This window comes from Aeromonas sp. SG16, from assembly GCF_024436135.1.
Classification (GTDB): domain Bacteria; phylum Pseudomonadota; class Gammaproteobacteria; order Enterobacterales; family Aeromonadaceae; genus Aeromonas; species Aeromonas jandaei.
This window is the reverse complement of the sequence record NZ_JANFNW010000002.1, coordinates 578,191-594,555: the sequence shown is the minus strand read 5'-3', so window position 1 is coordinate 594,555 and position 16,365 is coordinate 578,191. Positions and strand designations below refer to the sequence as shown.

The window sequence follows — 16,365 nt, the reverse complement described above, 5'->3', positions numbered from 1 at the left end:
TGCCCCGCGCCAAACCTGCATGTTCGTTCTCAGACCCTACCAGACCGACGCCGTCAACGCCGTTATCAGCCACTTTCGCAAACACCCGGATCCCGCCGTGGTAGTGCTGCCCACCGGGGCCGGCAAGAGTCTGGTGATCGCCGAACTGGCCCGCAAGGCACGTGGTCGGGTGCTGGTGCTGGCCCACGTCAAGGAGCTGGTGGAGCAGAACCACGCCAAGTACGAGGCGTGGGGGCTCAAGGCCGACATCTTCGCCGCCGGGCTGGATCGCAAGGAGGCAAGCGCACAGGTGGTGTTTGGCTCGGTGCAGTCGGTAGCGCGCAATCTGGCTGCCTTCGACGGGGCGTTTTCGCTGCTCATCATCGACGAGTGCCATCGGGTCTCGCTGGATGACGACAGCCAGTACCATCAGGTGATCGACCATCTCAAGGCTGCCAATCCGGCCCTCAAGATCCTCGGCCTCACCGCGACCCCCTATCGCCTCGGGTTAGGCTGGATCTACCGGCGCCACTACCACGGCATGGTCAAAAGCCACGGCGAGCGGCTGTTCGGCGACTGCGTGTTCGAGCTGCCGCTGCGCTTTATGGTCAAGAACGGCTATCTGACGCCGCCGCGCATGGTGGATGCCCCCATCGTTCACTACGACTTCAGCAAGCTGGTGCCGCGGGAGAATGGCCTCTTCAGCGAGGCGGAGCTCAACGGCGAGCTCAAGCGGCAGGAGCGGGTTACACCCCATATCCTGAGTCAGGTACTGGAGTATGCCGCCGACCGGCAGGGGGTAATGATCTTTGCCGCCACCGTCGAACACGCCCGTGAAATCCACGGCCTGCTTGGTGCCCGAGGCCAGCAGGCAGCCCTTATCACCGGTGAGACGCCGGGGCCGGAGCGCGATGCCCTCATCAACGCCTTCAAGGCGCGCGAGCTCAAGTTTCTGGTCAACGTGGCGGTGCTCACCACCGGCTTCGATGCCCCCCATGTCGATCTTATCGTGATGCTCAGGCCCACCGAGTCGGTCTCGCTCTATCAGCAGATCGTCGGGCGGGGCTTGCGTCTCTCGCCGGGCAAGGAGGATTGTCTGGTGCTCGACTACGCCGGCAACAACTTCAACCTGTTTGCCCCCGAAGTGGGGGAGCCTCGCCCCCACGCCGGTACCGAGCCGGTGCAGGTGCCCTGCCCCGCCTGCGGCTTTGCCAACACCTTCTGGGGCAAGACCGACGAGGATGGCAAGGTGATCGAGCACTACGGCCGCCGCTGTCAGGGACTGTTTGAAGATGACGAGGGCAACCGCGAAGAGTGCGACTACCGCTTTCGCGCCAAGATCTGCCCCGCTTGCGGCAGCGATAACGACATCGCCGCCCGCCGCTGCCAGAGCTGCGATCAGCTGCTTGTGGACCCTGACGACAAGCTTAAAGAGGCGCTCAATCTCAAGGATTGCATGGTGATCCGCTGCGCCGGTCTCACCTTCACCGCAGGGCGCGGCAAACAGGGGGAGCGGCTGGAGGTGATCTATCACGATGAGGATGGTCTCACCCTCAATGAGTACTTCGGATTTCACTCCGAGGGCGCGCGGCGCTTGTTTCAACAGCACTTTGTGCGTCATCATTGGCCCGCCCCGGGTCTGGAGCCCGAATTTGCCACCCTGGCGAGCGTGCTGGCGGCAGAAAGCCAGTTTCGCCATCCCGATTTCGTCATCGCCCGCAAATCGGGGCGCTTCTGGCAGATAAAAGAGAAAATTTTTGATTATGAGGGTCGCTATCGCACCGCCAACTCGCTGGCGTGATGGCCAGTGGCGACCGGCATAAATCGTATGAATTGCTTTGCCACGGCCGATCCTGCATCGGCGGGTGAAACAAGGTTGAATTATCAGGGCCAGTGCTATCAGTCTGGCCCCTTCGTCACATTAGAGGATGTTATGCAGCGGCTGTTGTTTGGTTTTTGTGCTCTTTTCTCTCTGGCGGCTCACGCCGCCCCGCTGACGCCCCCTCAGGGTGGCCAGTACGCCATCATAGTGCAGGGCAACAACGGCGTTGAATTTGCCCGTCATGCGGATCAGATGATCGCCCCCGCCTCCACCATGAAGGTGCTCACCGCGCTGGCGGCCCGCCTTGAGCTGGGTGCCGACTTCCGTTTTGCCACCGACATTCAGGCCCAGCCCGGCGCCAAGCAGGGCAACGTCATCAATGGCGATATCTGGATCAACTTCGTCGGCGACCCCACTCTGTCACGGATGGATCTGCTGGCCCTGTTCAAGCAGCTTGGCGTCAACCAGATCAAGGGCAACGTCTACGTCAACACCGGCGCCTACAACGGCTATGAGCGCGGCAACGGCTGGTCGTGGGGGGATCAGACCCTCTGCTTCGCCGCTCCCGTCTCCTCAGTCATCATCGACAAGAACTGCGCCTACGGCACCATTACCGCCACCCAGATCGGCAAACCGGCGGTCGGCAACGTGGCCACCGGCGTGCCCATCGGCATCGGTGCCGACAACGTGGAAGTGATGAGCTACGCCGACATGGCGCGCCAGTTCTGCGCACTGGAAGTGGACATGGCCAAGGGCAACTTCTACGAGCTCAAGGGCTGCATCACCCCGAACAAGGATCCGCAGGGTCTGCGCTTCGCCATCCACGACGTGGAAGCCTGGGGCTGGGACAACATCCGCTGGGCGATGGACCGTGCAGGCATCAAGCATGACGGCCTGCTGCGGGTCACCCACAAGGCGCCGGACAACGCCGAGACGCTGGGCACCCACTACTCGGTCTCCCTGCCGGTAATGCTGGCCAAGATGCTGAAGAAATCGGACAACCTCTATGCCGATACCTTCCTCAAGACCGTGGGCCGCCACTACTACAACAAGCCGGGCAGCTATCGCAGCGGCACCATGGCGGTGCGCGCCATCCTGACCAAGAACGGTATCGATCTGGGCAACGCCACTCTGGCCGACGGCTCCGGCCTCTCCGCTCACAATCTCATCAGCGCCCGCCAGATGCTGTCGGTGCTGAACTTCATCCAGAAAAATGATGCCGAGCTTGGCCTTATCAAGCTGCTGCCAAGCTCGCAGGTGGATGGCACCCTGGCGTGGCGGCGCAGCGTCACCGCCCCCATGATGAAAAACAAGGTGCATGCCAAGACCGGCACCATCACCGGCACCTCCAACCTGGTGGGCTTTATCGATACCGCCGGTGGCCAGCGCAAGGCGTTCGTGATGTTCCAGCGCGGCCTGTCGCAAGACCCGGCGACCCATGATCGCTACCGCGCCAGCAAGGCTCCCTGGCCCTGGACCGTGTTCGAGAAGGGGGTGCTGGAGAGCATCTACCAGCAGCAGCCGATCCAGATTGCCGACGAGAACTGAGGCAATAGAATCACTCGAATCACGGTATCGACAATTTAAACTTTAAGTCGTGACGAGGGGGGGATATGCTGTCCCCTGCCTCTTATCAATGGCCTGACCTGACGGTTTCACACAACGGCCTCACCAACGGAGAGAAAAGATGTTTGCAGTGATTTTTGGTCGCCCCGGCTGCCCCTATTGCGTTCGTGCCAAGCAGATTGCCGAGCAGCTGGTTGAACAGCGCGATGATTTCAAATTCCGCTACGTCGATATCCACGCCGAAGGCATCACCAAAGAAGATCTGGCCAAGAGCGCCGGCAAGCCGGTCAACACAGTGCCCCAGATCTTCCTGGACGAGCAGCACATCGGTGGCTGCACCGATTTTGAAGCCTACGCCAAAGAGCATCTGGGCCTCTATCAGCAGTAATGCCTCTGTCGCTGGCAACAGCGCAAAAAAATCCGGCGCCATTGGCGCCGGATTTTTTTATGGGGCAATCACAAGATTACGGCGTCAGCGACTGGGCGGCAAAGCGCGCAATGATGGGATTGTGATCGGAGGAGTCGGTCGCCGGTGAACTCACCTCGACCAGATCCAGATTGCGGTAGTAGAGATGATCCAGCGGACGACCGAAAGCGGTGCGGCGCAAGTCAGGCACCGGCACGGCCTCCTGCAGACCCAGCTCTTCAACCAGCTTGCTCAGCCAGAACTGGCGCTTGTCGCTCCAGGTGTTGAAATCACCGGCCAGGATCACCGGCCCCTGATGGCGGCGCACCAGCGCGGTCAGATCGTTGAGCTGCTCGCGGAAGGTGGCCATCCCCAGTTCGAAGTTGACCGCATGGAGGTTGATCACCAGCACGCCGTCAGGATCGCCCTGCAGCGGATAGAGGCTCACCAGCCCGGATTTGGGGATGCGCAGCAAGGGCTCGGGGGAGCGCACGCCACAGACGAACGCCTGCGGGGTCTTGGCTACCGTCATCACCCCGAACGACACGCCGCCCTGGGTGAAGGCCTGCAGCTGTTGCCACTGGAAATCACCGGCGCGCAGCCAGTCGAGCATCTCGGGGCGGGTGGCCGACTCTTGCAGCAGCACCAGATCCTGCCCCTTGGCGTAGCTGTCCATCCCCTCGCGCCAGTTCTTGCGCTGTCCCTTGTAGAGGTTCCAGACCGTGATGCCAAATTCACGGGGCAGCGCCGTGGTCGCCAGCGCCACCAGCGGCGGACGCTGGCAGTCGATACCCGGCACAATCCCATCGGCCGTGACCAGATGGTTCTGATCCGGCACCTCGAAACAGCCTACCAACCCCAGGGTCAGCAGGGAGGTGCCAAGAATGCGATAACTATTTTTCATCGGCTAAACCGCCCGCCTTTGCTTTGTATCTTGACCATCACAAACGTCATCAACGCCGACTAAGCTGATAGTCCCTGTTCCACTCAACCAGAAGGACGCTGTCTCATGGCGAAAGAACTTCGGTACAACGTGACGTTTTATGATCAACAAGGAAACTGTCATCAAGTGGAGCTGGCCACCGTCTACCAGATAAGACGTGACCCGCAGTGCGATCTCTGTCTGTTCGACACCCTTCAGTATGTAGGGTCAGAGGAGATGCTGGAACGCATGATACGGCAAAAAACCGGGCTTGAGCAGGAAATATCCATCATCAACGCCCGGCTTATTTGATCAGGCACTCACCGGAACCGGGCGGGATTTGCCGTGTTCGTCGATGGCGACATAGGTGAAGATCCCCTCGGTCACACAGTAACGTTGGGCGTCGTTTTCCCGCAGTACCGGCTTGACCCACACCTCCAGCTTGAGCTTCATGGAGCTGCGGCCGATCTTCATGCAGCGGCCGTAGCAGCAGACCACATCACCCACCTTGACCGGACTGTGGAAGGTCATGCCTTCGACGGATACGGTACAAATACGTCCTTTTGCCAGCTCCTTGGCCATAATGCCCCCACCTATATCCATCTGGGACATGATCCAGCCACCAAAGATGTCGCCATTGGGGTTGGTATCGGCTGGCATTGCCAGGGTTCTCAGCAACAACTCCCCATCGGGGTGACGTTTTGTATCTACCATCATTACCGCCTCTCTCTCATGGATGGCGGCATGATAGGGGGCGATCACCCCCTTGGCAAACCTCAATTGCCCGAGGCGGCGAGCTCGGCAAACCAGTGGGCCGGATCGGGCCAGCGATAGTTGAATCCCATCTGCTGACAAATCAGCTGACCGTCGATGGGCTGAAATTCACCGGCAGGCTCGATAAAGACCGGCACGGGCAGCCCCTGCTGGCGCGCCGCAAAGGGGTAGAACTGCTCGCGGCGCGGATGCACCGGCGCACTCAGGTTGAAGACATCCCCGTCCTTGCCCCGCTCCAGCAGCAAGATGCAGGCCGCCACCACATCGTCCAGATGAACCAGATTGACCGACTGGGCGCCGCCATCCAGGGTCTTGCCCGCCAGGAAACGGCCGGGATGGCGATCCGGGCCATAAAGGCCGGAGGGGCGCACTATCATCACCGCCTCGAAACCGGCCGCCAGTACCGCCTGCTCCGCCGCCAGCATCCGCTCGCCACGGGCATGACGCGGTTTGGGCTGCTCACCCTCTTCTTGGCCCGCCCCCCATACCGAGGTGGCACTGACAAACAGCACCCGCCGGGTGCCGTGCGCTTTGGCCAACGCGCAGGCCTTTGCCACCGCCTGCGAATAATCATCGGTCTTGCTGGGCGGTACGCAGATAACCAGCGATTCGCAGGGGATGGGCCACGGCGCTTGTTGATCAGCAACGGACATCTCGGCAGAGCCCATGTTGGCAGAGATGGTCAGCGGATAGGCGTTGATCCCCTCCCCCTGCAAACGGGCCGCTTTTTCGGTGCTGCTGACCGTCACCGCCACCTGCTTGCCAGCCGCCAACAGGGCTCGCGCCAGCGGCAGCCCGAGCCACCCCGCCCCCAGAATGCCGATCGTCCCGGCGAAATGTTGCTCTGTCATCGTCCCTTCTCCTGCTTGACGCTATGTGCCCCGCAGCTTACCTGCCTTGGCATAAAAAGAAAGCTTTGACCTGCAGATAGACAAATGCCGCCAATAGTTGCGGCATATCGTTTCTATTAGTGAGTGATGTCGTAAGTCATATCGGGCGTCATATTTTTTCCAACTCTCTTTCCCTCGATCACTCAACCTTCTTTCCCTGCGCCATCGATGCGAATTAAAAACTGAATATGTAACTTCTCAGTTATCTCGAGAGGGTATAACCTGTTGCTAGGGGAAACATAACTCCCGGCCAAAGGACTTATAACGCAATAACACAACTACAACTACCGCAGTTTCTTGGAATTAGAAGCGCCAAACGTTGATAGTTATTCTTGAAGCCTTTGTTATATACATTATGACAAACCATTTTTAATTAAATTAAACACTCTATCAAACAACCCATACATTTTGCTGTCAACCCCTTCCTTGTTAAATATATTTTTCTCAGATTCAATTTTTTTAAGCTTGAGACCATTTATAGGCGTTAAAACAAACATACCAGTCAGTTTGTTTTCATTAGAATAAGCCATTATGGCATTTCCTGAGTAAGCTCGAATAAGCACTCGACCTAATTCATCCGAAAAATATTCTTTTTGGTTTGATGCTGAAACATTACCAGCAGCATGCGCAGCGACAGCTAGGTAAAAACATATTAATACAACACGCCCAATCGATGCCTCACCAAATACTTTATATCTCTGAGTTAAACCACCATAACCCCTGGACCACTCAATAACTTTACTTTGAGCATCACTATACGAACCATAATTTTTTATTTCAAAAAATGGCATTATTATCTGAAACCACATATTCATAAAAGGGATAGTCAGAAAGAAAACCTTCTTATACCACTCTGCATCAATCAAAAGACATAATATCACCGCAGGAATAAAAATAACCCCATATGAGTCAAAAACTTTAGCTATTGGTTTATCCGCATACTTATCATTAATAACCGTAGTAACCAGATCTAAAACTTGATAAACCAATCCCGTCAGACCTACAATAGACAAACATGCTAAAATTATTGACTTAACCTCAACCTGTAGTAACCCTTCTGGAACTTCAAAATATGAGAGATAGCTTCTCTCAAAAATATATGCCACCAAATAGGACATTGCGGTTATAACTAGTCCTGCTATAGCTTCATTACTAAAAATGATATTAGTACTACGTTGTTCTTTCAATTTAAAACCTCAATTATCTACAGAAAACATATTGCTTCGTATATCGTGCCCAGTTCTGTCAGACAGTTCAATAAAAATGACATGTCTTTTCAATATTTTACTGTCGGCATCTTCAAGATAGCCCTACCCTTACTATCGGATAAATGGAAGCTCTCCCTTTATAGACAATCTATTGTATCACTCCCAACCAAGTTTTATAAATTTACAACATTGTAGGTGGTGCATATATTCGTAAGCCAAGAACCCTTTGCTATCAATATAAAAATAGCGGGCCAACGGCCCGCTTGGTTATATTTCACTCATCCAATCCTCACACCGGCGGATGGAAATGGCTGGCTTCGCGGGTGGCCATCTCCTCGTAAGTGGCCCACTTCTGCCACGCCACTTTTTGCGCCACCTGCATCAGCCGTTCGGCCTCCTCCGGATGGCTCTGGGCCAATACCCGATAACGGGTCTCCTCCTGCCGGTATTCAGCGAGGGGGATGGAGGGGCGCAGGCTGTCAAGACTGAAGGGGTTCTGCCCCGCACTGCGCAATACCGGGTTGTAGCGCATCAGCGGCCAGTGACCGGAGGCCACGGCGCGTTTTTGCTGGGTCAGGCCAAACTCCATATCGATACCGTGGGCGATACAGTGGCTGTAGGCGATGATAAGCGACGGGCCCGGATAGGCTTCGGCCTCACGCAAGGCCTGCAGCGCCTGCTGCGGGTTGGCACCAAAGGCGATACGGGCAACATAGACGTTGCCGTAGGAGATGGCCTGCAACGCCACATCCTTCTTGGCCAGCGTCTTGCCTCCCGCCGCGAACTTGGCGACGGCGCCGAGCGGGGTCGATTTCGACATCTGGCCGCCGGTGTTGGAGTAGACCTCGGTATCCATCACCAGCACGTTCACATCGCGGCCGGAGGCGAGCACATGATCGAGCCCCGATGAGCCGATGTCATAGGCCCAGCCATCGCCGCCGATAATCCAGACCGAGCGGCGCACCAGCTGATCGATAAGCGACAGCAGCTCGCGGGCCTTGCCGGATTTCACCTCTTCCAGCCGCTCCCGCACTTGCGCGACCCGGGTGCGCTGGGCACGGATCTCCGACTCCAGCCGCTGCGGCGCGCTAATCAGGGTATCGACCAGCTCGGCGCCCAGCTCCCCCTTCATCGCTTCAAGGGCCGCCACCGCCTGACCGTGATGTTGATCGGCGGTGAGACGAAAGCCAAAGCCAAACTCGGCGTTGTCCTCAAACAGGGAGTTCGACCAGGCCGGCCCCTTCCCTTCACCGTTCTTGGCCCACGGGGTGGTCGGCAGGTTGCCGCCGTAGATGGAGGAGCAGCCGGTGGCGTTGGCCACCAGCATGCGGTCGCCAAACAACTGGGTCAGCAGCTTGAGGTACGGGGTCTCGCCACAACCAGCGCAGGCACCGGAGAACTCGAACAGGGGTTCGAGGAACTGGGTGCCGCGCACCGTGGAGAAATCCACCCGCTCGCGAGCAGGCCAGGGCAGGCTCTCGAACCAGCGCAGTGCCTGCTTCTGACCAGCCAGATGGGGGGCCTTGTCCATCATGGCGATGGCGCGCTCGCCTTCATGGCTCTCATCCGCTCCTGCCCGCACCGGACAAGCCTGCACGCACTGGCCACAGCCGGTGCAATCTTCCGGGTAGAGCTGCAAAGTGTAGCGGCTGTCGGGGAAGCCCTTGGCGGTGACGGGCACCGACTGCGCCGCCTCGGGGGCGGTCGCCAGCCAATCCTGATGGTAGAACTTGGCCCGCAGCGCCGCGTGGGGGCAGACAAAGACGCAGTTGCCGCACTGGATGCAGATATCGGAGTGCCAGATCGGGATCTCGCGGGCGATATCCCGCTTCTCGAAGCGGCTGGTGGCGGTGGGGTAAGTGCCATCCACCGGCAGCATGGAGACAGGGATCAGATCGCCGCGCCCCGCCAGCATCTCGCCAGTGACCCGCTGGACAAACTCGCTGCCACCCGGCGCCAGTGGCAGCGGATAGTCGCTGATCTGCTCCTCACCGACCGGGATGGCCACCTGATGGAGGTGGGCCAGGGTGTCGTCCACCGCCGCGAAGTTGCGCTCGACCACTTCGGGCCCCTTGCGGGCATAGCTCTTCTCGATGCTCTCCTTGATCAGCGCAATCGCCTCATCCCGCGGCAAGATGCCAGCCAGCGCGAAGAAACAGGTCTGCATGATGGTGTTGATGCGATTGCCCATGCCGTTGCGCTCGGCCACCCGATCCCCATCGATGCAGTAGAGGCGGATATCGAGGGCGCGGATGCGGGCACGCAGCCGCTCGGGCAGCTCGGCCCAGACCTGCTCAGGCTCATAGGGAGCATTGAGCAGCAGGGTCGCCCCTTCGGCGGCGTGCTCCAGCAGATCGACCGACTCGACAAAACCCCACTGGTGGCAGCCGATAAAGCTCGCCTGCTCGATAAGCCAGGGGGCATCGATGGGCTCGGGGCCAAAGCGCAGGTGGGAGACGGTGCGCGAGCCCGACTTCTTGGAGTCGTAGACGAAGTAGCCCTGGGCGTGGAAGCCCTCCAGCTCGCCGATGATCTTGATGCTGTTCTTGTTGGCGCCGACTGTGCCGTCGGCACCGAGGCCGAAGAAGAGCGCCCGTACCCGGCTGGCAGGCTCCAGATCGCCTATGGGGTGCCATGCCAGACTGAGGCCCGACACATCGTCCACTATCCCCACGGTAAAGCGCGGGCGCGGCGCATCGGATGCCAGCTCCTCGAACACGGCAGCGCACATGGCGGGGGTGAACTCTTTGGAAGAGAGGCCATAGCGGCCGCCACTGAGCCAGGGTAGCCGCTTGATAAGGCCGCGCTGCAAGCCGTCGATAAGGGCGCTCTGCACATCCAGCAGCAGCGGCTCACCGCCTGCCCCCGGCTCCTTGGTACGATCCAGCACTGCGATGCGCCGCACGCTCTGCGGTAGCGCATCGAGCAGCGCCTGTACCGGGAAGGGGCGATAGAGGCGAATGACCAGCACCCCGGTCTTGCGATCCTGCCGATTGAGCCAATCCACAGTCGTGCGGGCGGTGGCCGCTCCCGAGCCCATCAGCACGATGACATCGGTGGCATCGGGCGCGCCGTGATACTCCACCAGCCGGTAGTGACGACCGGTCAGCTCGCCCAAGTTGTCCATGCACTGCTGCACCCGCGCCGGTACCGCCTCGTAGAAGGGGTTGACGCTTTCGCGGGACTGGAAATAGGTATCCGGGTTCTGGGCGGTGCCACGCATCACCGGATGATCCGGGTTGAGGGCCCGCGCACGGTGGGCGCGTACCCAGTCGTTGTCGATCAGCGCGCGAATTTCATCTTTATGCAGCGCGGTGATCTTGTTCACCTCGTGGGAGGTACGGAACCCGTCGAAGAAGTGGATAAAGGGCACCCGGCACTGCAGGGTGACACTGTGGGCGACCAAGGCCAAGTCCTGCGCCTCCTGCACCGAGCCGGAGGCAAGCATGGCAAAGCCGGTGCTACGCGCCGCCATCACATCCTGATGGTCGCCAAAAATCGACAGCCCCTGCGCCGCCAGCGAGCGGGCCGCCACATGGAACACCGCCGAAGTCAGTTCACCGGCGATCTTGTACATATTGGGCAGCATCAGCATCAGCCCCTGGCTGGCGGTGAAGGTGGTGGCGAGCGCCCCCGCCTGCAGGGCGCCGTGTACCGTGCCAGCAGCCCCCCCTTCACTCTGCATCTCTACCACGGTGGGGATGTTGCCCCACAGGTTGGTCTGCCCCTCCGCCGCCCAGGCATCGGCCAGTTCGGCCATGGTCGAGCTCGGGGTGATGGGGTAGATGGCACACACTTCGCTCAGCTGGTAGGCCACCCGGGCCGCGGCTTCGTTGCCGTCAACCATGATCAGTTCATGTTTCATTGGGACTCCTCCGGTTGGCGCAGCTCGATGGCGTGGCAGGGACACTGGTCGTGGCAGGCACCGCAGCCGGTGCAGCGCTCGGCATCCACCTGATAGCCTTTTCCCGGCCCCAGCTTGGCGATGGCCTGCTCGGGGCAGCTGCCATAGCAGCCGTCGCACTCGAAGCAGTTGCCGCAGGAGTAGCAGCGCGCCGCCTCGTAGCGGGCGGCCACCTCATCCAGCCCGCCGATGATCTCGCCAAAGTCGTCCCGCGCCGAGGGCGGTTTGACCGGCTGACTGCTGGCCGGGGCATGGGTCTGGAACCAGAGTTGCAACTGCTCCGGCCCCACCAGCGGGTAGGAGAGCGGTTTGTGATAGTGGCGACCACGCAGCCAGGCATCCATATGGCGTGCCGCCTTCTTGCCGTGACCGGTGGCGATGGTGACGGTGCGCTCGGAGGGCACCATGTCGCCGCCGGCAAACAGACCCGGCACATCCGTCATCAGGTTCTCGCCAACCTGTACTACCCCCTCTTTGTTGACCCGCACGCCGGGGATGCTCTCCAGCACCGAAAGATCGACCTCCTGACCGAGCGCCAGAATAAGGGAATCCGCTTCGAGGGTTTCAAACTTGCCGGTGGGTACCGGTTTGCCCTCGGCATCCAGCGCCATCACCTCCACTTCAATATTGGTGCTATCGAGCTGGCGGATGGTGCGCAGCCAGTTGATCTTGATCCCCTCCTCTTCGGCCTCGTCGGCTTCAAAAGCGTGGGCTGGCATATGGTCCCGGTCGCGGCGGTAGATGATCATCGCCTCCTCGACCCCGAGGCGGCGGGCGGTACGGGCCGCGTCCATGGCGGTGTTGCCGCCGCCGTAGATGGCTACCCGCCGTCCCAGTTTGGGCGGTGGCAGTCCTTTCTCTTCGGCCAGACTGGCCTGCTCGAGGAAACTCACCGCATCGAGGATCTTGCCCGCCTCCCGGGCCGGAATATCGACCCGCTTGGCCAGATGGGCGCCGATGGCCATAAAGACGGCATCAAAGCCCCCCTCGTCGCGCTCACGCAGCACATCCTCCACCTTGTGGTTGAGGGTCAGGGTCACTCCGGCCGCCACGATGCGGGCCACCTCCCGATCCAGCACATCGCGAGGCAGACGGTAAGCGGGAATACCAAAGCGCAGCATGCCGCCCGCCAGCGGCCCGGCTTCGCGGATCTCCACCTGATGACCGAGCCGGTTGAGGTGCCAGGCGCAGGAGAGGCCGGAGGGGCCGGCGCCGATCACCAGCACCTTCTTGCCGCTGGCAGGGGCTGGTGGCGCTGGCTGCCAACCGCGGGCCAGCGCTTCGTCGCCGAGGAAGCGTTCGATGGCATGGATAGAGACGGATTCATCCACCTGACCGCGGTTGCAGGCGCTCTCGCAGGGGTGATAGCAGACCCGGCCATGAATGGCGGGCAAGGGGTTCTCTTCGATCAGGGTCTGCCAGGCCGCTTCAAAGCGACCGGCCTGCGCCAAAGAGAGCCAGGCCTGGATATTTTCTCCGGCCGGGCAGGCGTGATTGCAGGGTGGCAGGGCCGGCCGCCAGACGGGTAGCCGGGTACGCACCGGGCCTGTTCCCGTTTTCAGGGAGAGATCCGGCAAGGGGGTCATGTCCAGTTGTTTGCTCATACATTGCTTTCTTCTTTTTGTGTGACAGGCCCCACCCGATGGCGCTTGATACCGTGTAGCCGAGGCGGACGGTGGCCGGATGAGGAAGAAGCGAAAGCGTTAGAAACTGGGAACTGAGTCGATAATGGCGGCTTTTTTGTACTGATTAGCGAATCAGGATCAAAAAATGTTGCATTTAATGGGTGGTTTTAAACAGAACGTGACCGGGATAACATCTTTCCCGCTTGACTCCACTCCTTACCTCGCAACGGTTGCGGCCAAGCGGGCAAAAACCGGATAGCCCGGTTGTCCCTCTGCGTTTTTTTGCAAAAAAAACTGCATCTATCGAACCCGCATCTCTGCGCCCCGCAAAGAGATTGCCCCTCGCAGTGGGAACCGTTATGTTCCCCTTTTTCCAGGCGAAAGCGCCGCTTCACAAGGATACGAAGATGCCAAGGCTAGACAGCATTCACCTCTACCCCATCAAATCGACCGCCGGCATGTCTCAGGCGCGCGCCCGGGTCACCCAGGAGGGGCTCGCAGGGGATCGCCGCTACATGGTGGTCAAGCCTGATGGCACCTTCATCACCGCCCGTACCCACCCCCAATTGCAGCAGGTGGTTGCAACTCCAGTTGCAGGCGGCCTGCAACTGAACTATCCGGGGTTCGAGCCGCTCGCCCTGCAAGAGTCCGACTTCAGCCGAGCCCAGCAAGCGACAGGGGTCTGGGGCGATCGCTTCACCGCCCTGCATACCACCCCCATCGCCGACAGCTGGCTGAGCCGAGTCGCTGGCGAACCGGTAGCGCTGCTTTGGCTCGGCACAGAGTCCAACCGCTTTCGCGAGAAGACCGGCACCCGGGTCAGCTTTGCCGACGGTTATCCGCTGCTGCTGATAAGTCAGGCTTCGCTGGATGATCTCAATCTGCGCTCCGATGCACTGCACCAGATGAGCCAGTTTCGCACCAATCTGGTGGCGAGCGGCACCCGCCCCTTCGAGGAGGACAGCTGGGTACGCATCCGCATCGGCGAGGTGGAGTTTCAGGTCGCCAAGCCCTGCAGCCGCTGCATCATGACCACAGTGGAAGCGGGCACCGATCGCTTCAATGCCCTCAAAGAGCCGCTGGCGACCCTTACCCGTTACCGGCGAGGCGAGGATGGCGAGGTCTACTTCGGCCAGAACCTGATCGCCCTGAACGAGGGGTGGATTGAAGCGGGTAGCGAGATCGAGGTACTGGAGCGCAAGCGCCCAGCCCCCTACCCTGACGGCGCACCGAAAAAACGCGAGCTGATCTGCGTGGCCCGCGAACCGCTGGCGCGGGATCTGGAAACCTTCTGGTTCGAAGCCGCCGATGGCGAGCCGCTGCCCGACTACCTGCCGGGCCAGCATCTGCCCATCAGCCTCGATATCAAAAACGAGCGGGTTCAGCGCCGCTATACCCTGAGCTCCACACCGGATCGGCCGGAGCGCTACAGCATCAGCGTCAAGAAGGTGGGGGGCGGCCGCATCTCCCACTGGCTGCACCAGCAGATGCAGGTGGGCAACACCCTGCTGGCCGCTGCGCCGGCTGGCGAGTTTCACCTTGGTGCCGAGCGCTCGCTTCTGCTGCTCTCGGCAGGCTCCGGCGTCACCCCCATGCTGGCGATGGCCCGTACTCTGGCCTTGCGCGGCGAGCTCGGCGACGTGCACTTTATGCACCTGTGCCGCAGCGAAGCGGATATTCCCGCCGCCAGCGAGCTGCACGCCATGGCGCAGCAGGGGATGACCCTTACCATTATCCTGAGCCAGCCGGACAGTCACTGGCAGGGGCAGAAAGGGCGGCTCGGCGATGAGCATCTCGCGCTGGTCAAAGGGTTGGCCGGACGGGAGGTGTTTATCTGCGGCCCCCACGGCTTTATGGCCGATGCGGCGGCAAAAGTGGCAGCGCGCGGCGTACCCGCTGCACGCATCAGACAGGAGAGCTTTGGCGGCGCCATTCTCTCGGTTGCCCGCGCTCATCAGCCAGTGCAACTGCGCATCGGCGAGCGGGAGTTTGCCGGCAACAATCAGGGCACCATCCTCGATCAGGCCAGCAAGCAGGGGGTAGATCTCCCCTGGAGCTGCCGCGCCGGCATCTGCGGCAGCTGCAAGCAAACGCTGGTCTCGGGCGAGGTGGAACATCCCGACGCCCCCGCCATCAGCGCCGCCGAGCGGGCCGAGGGCAAGATCCTCACCTGCTGCGCAGTGCCGCTGACCGACCTCGTCATCAAATAAGGTGATCGAGCCGCGATAATGCGCGGACAATAAAAAACGGCTGCCGAGGCAGCCGTTTTGCTTGGTAGAAACTGGCGAGATTAACCGCGCAGAGCGGCGATCCGCTGCTCGATGGGCGGGTGGCTCATAAACAGCTCGCTCATGGAGCGCTTGCCGTTGATGCCAAAGGCCATCATGGAGCCTTCCAGCTGCGGCTCGGCACCGCGGGAGAGGCGCTCAAGGGCGGCGATCATCTTGTCACGACCGGCCAGCTTGGCGGCACCGGCATCGGCGCGGAACTCACGCTGACGGCTGAACCACATGACGATGATGGAGGCGAGCACGCCAAACACCATCTCCAGCACGAACACGGTGATCATGTAGGCAAAACCGCCAGTGCTGCTGCTCTCTTCATCGTTGTTGGAGCTGAAGAAGTTGCTGATAACGCCAGCCACGATGCGGGCGAAGAACATCACGAAGGTGTTCACCACCCCCTGGATCAGGGTCAGGGTCACCATGTCGCCGTTGGCCACGTGACTCACCTCGTGGGCCAGCACCGCTTCGGCCTCGTCGCGGCTCATGCTGTAGAGCAGGCCGGAGGAGACAGCCACCAGCGAATCATCGCGGCGAGCACCGGTAGCAAACGCGTTCATCTCGGGAGAGTCGTAGATCCCCACTTCCGGCATCTGGATCCCGGCTTCACGGGCCTGACGGGCCACAGTGCTCACCAGCCAGTGCTCGGTCTCGTTGCGGGGCTGCTCGATCACCTGGACGCCATAGCTGCGCTTGGCCATCCACTTGGACATCAGCAAGGAGATAAAGGAACCGCCAAAACCGAACACGGCACAGAAGACCAACAGGCCGGAAATGCTGGACTTGTTGATACCCAGAACCGAGAACAGGATATTGAGTACCACCCCCAGCACCAGCATGACGGCCAGGTTGGTCACCAGGAATAGTATTATTCGCTTCATATTGACTCCTTGTGAGAATAACGGACATGGCCGGGGTTCATTGAACCTCCCTATCACCATGTTATGGATGGCATTTTAGGGAGATTCGATGAATGTTCGCTGAATA

At 60.2% G+C, this 16,365-nt stretch carries 12 protein-coding genes; 5 read left to right on the top strand and 7 right to left on the bottom strand.

Translation table 11 applies throughout. The features are described 5' to 3' along the window. The first annotated feature begins 19 nt into the window (after window positions 1–19). From NOM67_RS09830 to NOM67_RS09820, 3 genes are all read left to right on the top strand, one after another. Window positions 20–1,780: a DEAD/DEAH box helicase gene (locus NOM67_RS09830; RefSeq protein ID WP_124243377.1), complete on the top strand. Its 1,761-nt coding sequence runs from the start codon at window positions 20–22 to the stop codon at window positions 1,778–1,780. Window positions 1,781–1,912: 132 nt separating this feature from the next. Next, entirely contained in the window at window positions 1,913–3,349 is a 1,437-nt protein-coding gene (gene dacB, locus NOM67_RS09825) for a D-alanyl-D-alanine carboxypeptidase/D-alanyl-D-alanine-endopeptidase (protein WP_156852142.1), read from the top strand. A 139-nt stretch (window positions 3,350–3,488) separates the two neighbouring features. After that, the gene (locus NOM67_RS09820) at window positions 3,489–3,755 is read left to right on the top strand and encodes a GrxA family glutaredoxin (RefSeq protein ID WP_033113477.1); all 267 of its coding nucleotides are present in this window, start codon (window positions 3,489–3,491) and stop codon (window positions 3,753–3,755) included. 76 nt (window positions 3,756–3,831) lie between these two features. Here NOM67_RS09820 and NOM67_RS09815 read toward each other — a convergent pair whose 3' ends face one another. Then, window positions 3,832–4,677 carry an endonuclease/exonuclease/phosphatase family protein gene (locus NOM67_RS09815; RefSeq protein WP_042032407.1) on the bottom strand — a complete coding sequence of 282 codons (846 nt, stop codon included), beginning with the start codon at window positions 4,675–4,677 and terminating at the stop codon, window positions 3,832–3,834. Between the two features lie 105 nt (window positions 4,678–4,782). Between NOM67_RS09815 and NOM67_RS09810 the strand changes: the two genes are divergently transcribed. Continuing rightward, window positions 4,783–5,007: a hypothetical protein gene (locus tag NOM67_RS09810; RefSeq protein WP_005337874.1), complete on the top strand. Its 225-nt coding sequence runs from the start codon at window positions 4,783–4,785 to the stop codon at window positions 5,005–5,007. Here NOM67_RS09810 and yciA read toward each other — a convergent pair whose 3' ends face one another. From yciA to NOM67_RS09785, 5 genes are all read right to left on the bottom strand, one after another. After that, window positions 5,008–5,412: an acyl-CoA thioester hydrolase YciA gene (gene yciA, locus NOM67_RS09805; protein WP_033113469.1), complete on the bottom strand. Its 405-nt coding sequence runs from the start codon at window positions 5,410–5,412 to the stop codon at window positions 5,008–5,010. Between the two features lie 59 nt (window positions 5,413–5,471). Further along, window positions 5,472–6,320, bottom strand: a complete 849-nt coding sequence (locus NOM67_RS09800; protein ID WP_255936453.1) for an NAD-dependent epimerase/dehydratase family protein — start codon at window positions 6,318–6,320, stop codon at window positions 5,472–5,474. 392 nt (window positions 6,321–6,712) lie between these two features. Beyond that, window positions 6,713–7,546: a hypothetical protein gene (locus NOM67_RS09795; RefSeq protein ID WP_201967484.1), complete on the bottom strand. Its 834-nt coding sequence runs from the start codon at window positions 7,544–7,546 to the stop codon at window positions 6,713–6,715. Between the two features lie 310 nt (window positions 7,547–7,856). After that, complete coding sequence (nifJ, locus tag NOM67_RS09790) at window positions 7,857–11,432, bottom strand: pyruvate:ferredoxin (flavodoxin) oxidoreductase (protein WP_255936449.1); 3,576 nt, start codon at window positions 11,430–11,432, stop codon at window positions 7,857–7,859. After that, window positions 11,429–13,075, bottom strand: coding sequence for an NAD(P)-binding protein (locus NOM67_RS09785; protein WP_255936447.1), 1,647 nt, complete (start codon window positions 13,073–13,075; stop codon window positions 11,429–11,431). Before NOM67_RS09785 ends, nifJ begins: the two co-directional genes overlap by 4 nt. 428 nt (window positions 13,076–13,503) lie before the next feature. Between NOM67_RS09785 and NOM67_RS09780 the strand changes: the two genes are divergently transcribed. Beyond that, the gene (locus tag NOM67_RS09780) at window positions 13,504–15,306 is read left to right on the top strand and encodes an MOSC N-terminal beta barrel domain-containing protein (protein ID WP_255936445.1); all 1,803 of its coding nucleotides are present in this window, start codon (window positions 13,504–13,506) and stop codon (window positions 15,304–15,306) included. 80 nt (window positions 15,307–15,386) lie between these two features. Here the strand turns inward: NOM67_RS09780 and htpX are convergent, their stop codons facing one another. Further along, window positions 15,387–16,259 carry a protease HtpX gene (gene htpX, locus NOM67_RS09775; RefSeq protein ID WP_041208392.1) on the bottom strand — a complete coding sequence of 291 codons (873 nt, stop codon included), beginning with the start codon at window positions 16,257–16,259 and terminating at the stop codon, window positions 15,387–15,389. Window positions 16,260–16,365 lie beyond the last annotated feature (106 nt).

What these genes read in the sequence shown, in the direction of transcription:
- NOM67_RS09815 (WP_042032407.1), bottom strand. Translation starts at nt 4,677, where the DNA reads ATGAAAAATAGTTATCGCATTCTTGGCACCTCCCTGCTGACCCTGGGG.
- nifJ (WP_255936449.1), bottom strand. Translation starts at nt 11,432, where the DNA reads ATGAAACATGAACTGATCATGGTTGACGGCAACGAAGCCGCGGCCCGG.
- NOM67_RS09785 (WP_255936447.1), bottom strand. Translation starts at nt 13,075, where the DNA reads ATGAGCAAACAACTGGACATGACCCCCTTGCCGGATCTCTCCCTGAAA.
- yciA (WP_033113469.1), bottom strand. Translation starts at nt 5,412, where the DNA reads ATGATGGTAGATACAAAACGTCACCCCGATGGGGAGTTGTTGCTGAGA.
- NOM67_RS09800 (WP_255936453.1), bottom strand. Translation starts at nt 6,320, where the DNA reads ATGACAGAGCAACATTTCGCCGGGACGATCGGCATTCTGGGGGCGGGG.
- NOM67_RS09810 (WP_005337874.1), top strand. Translation starts at nt 4,783, where the DNA reads ATGGCGAAAGAACTTCGGTACAACGTGACGTTTTATGATCAACAAGGA.
- htpX (WP_041208392.1), bottom strand. Translation starts at nt 16,259, where the DNA reads ATGAAGCGAATAATACTATTCCTGGTGACCAACCTGGCCGTCATGCTG.
- dacB (WP_156852142.1), top strand. Translation starts at nt 1,913, where the DNA reads ATGCAGCGGCTGTTGTTTGGTTTTTGTGCTCTTTTCTCTCTGGCGGCT.
- NOM67_RS09830 (WP_124243377.1), top strand. Translation starts at nt 20, where the DNA reads ATGTTCGTTCTCAGACCCTACCAGACCGACGCCGTCAACGCCGTTATC.
- NOM67_RS09820 (WP_033113477.1), top strand. Translation starts at nt 3,489, where the DNA reads ATGTTTGCAGTGATTTTTGGTCGCCCCGGCTGCCCCTATTGCGTTCGT.
- NOM67_RS09780 (WP_255936445.1), top strand. Translation starts at nt 13,504, where the DNA reads ATGCCAAGGCTAGACAGCATTCACCTCTACCCCATCAAATCGACCGCC.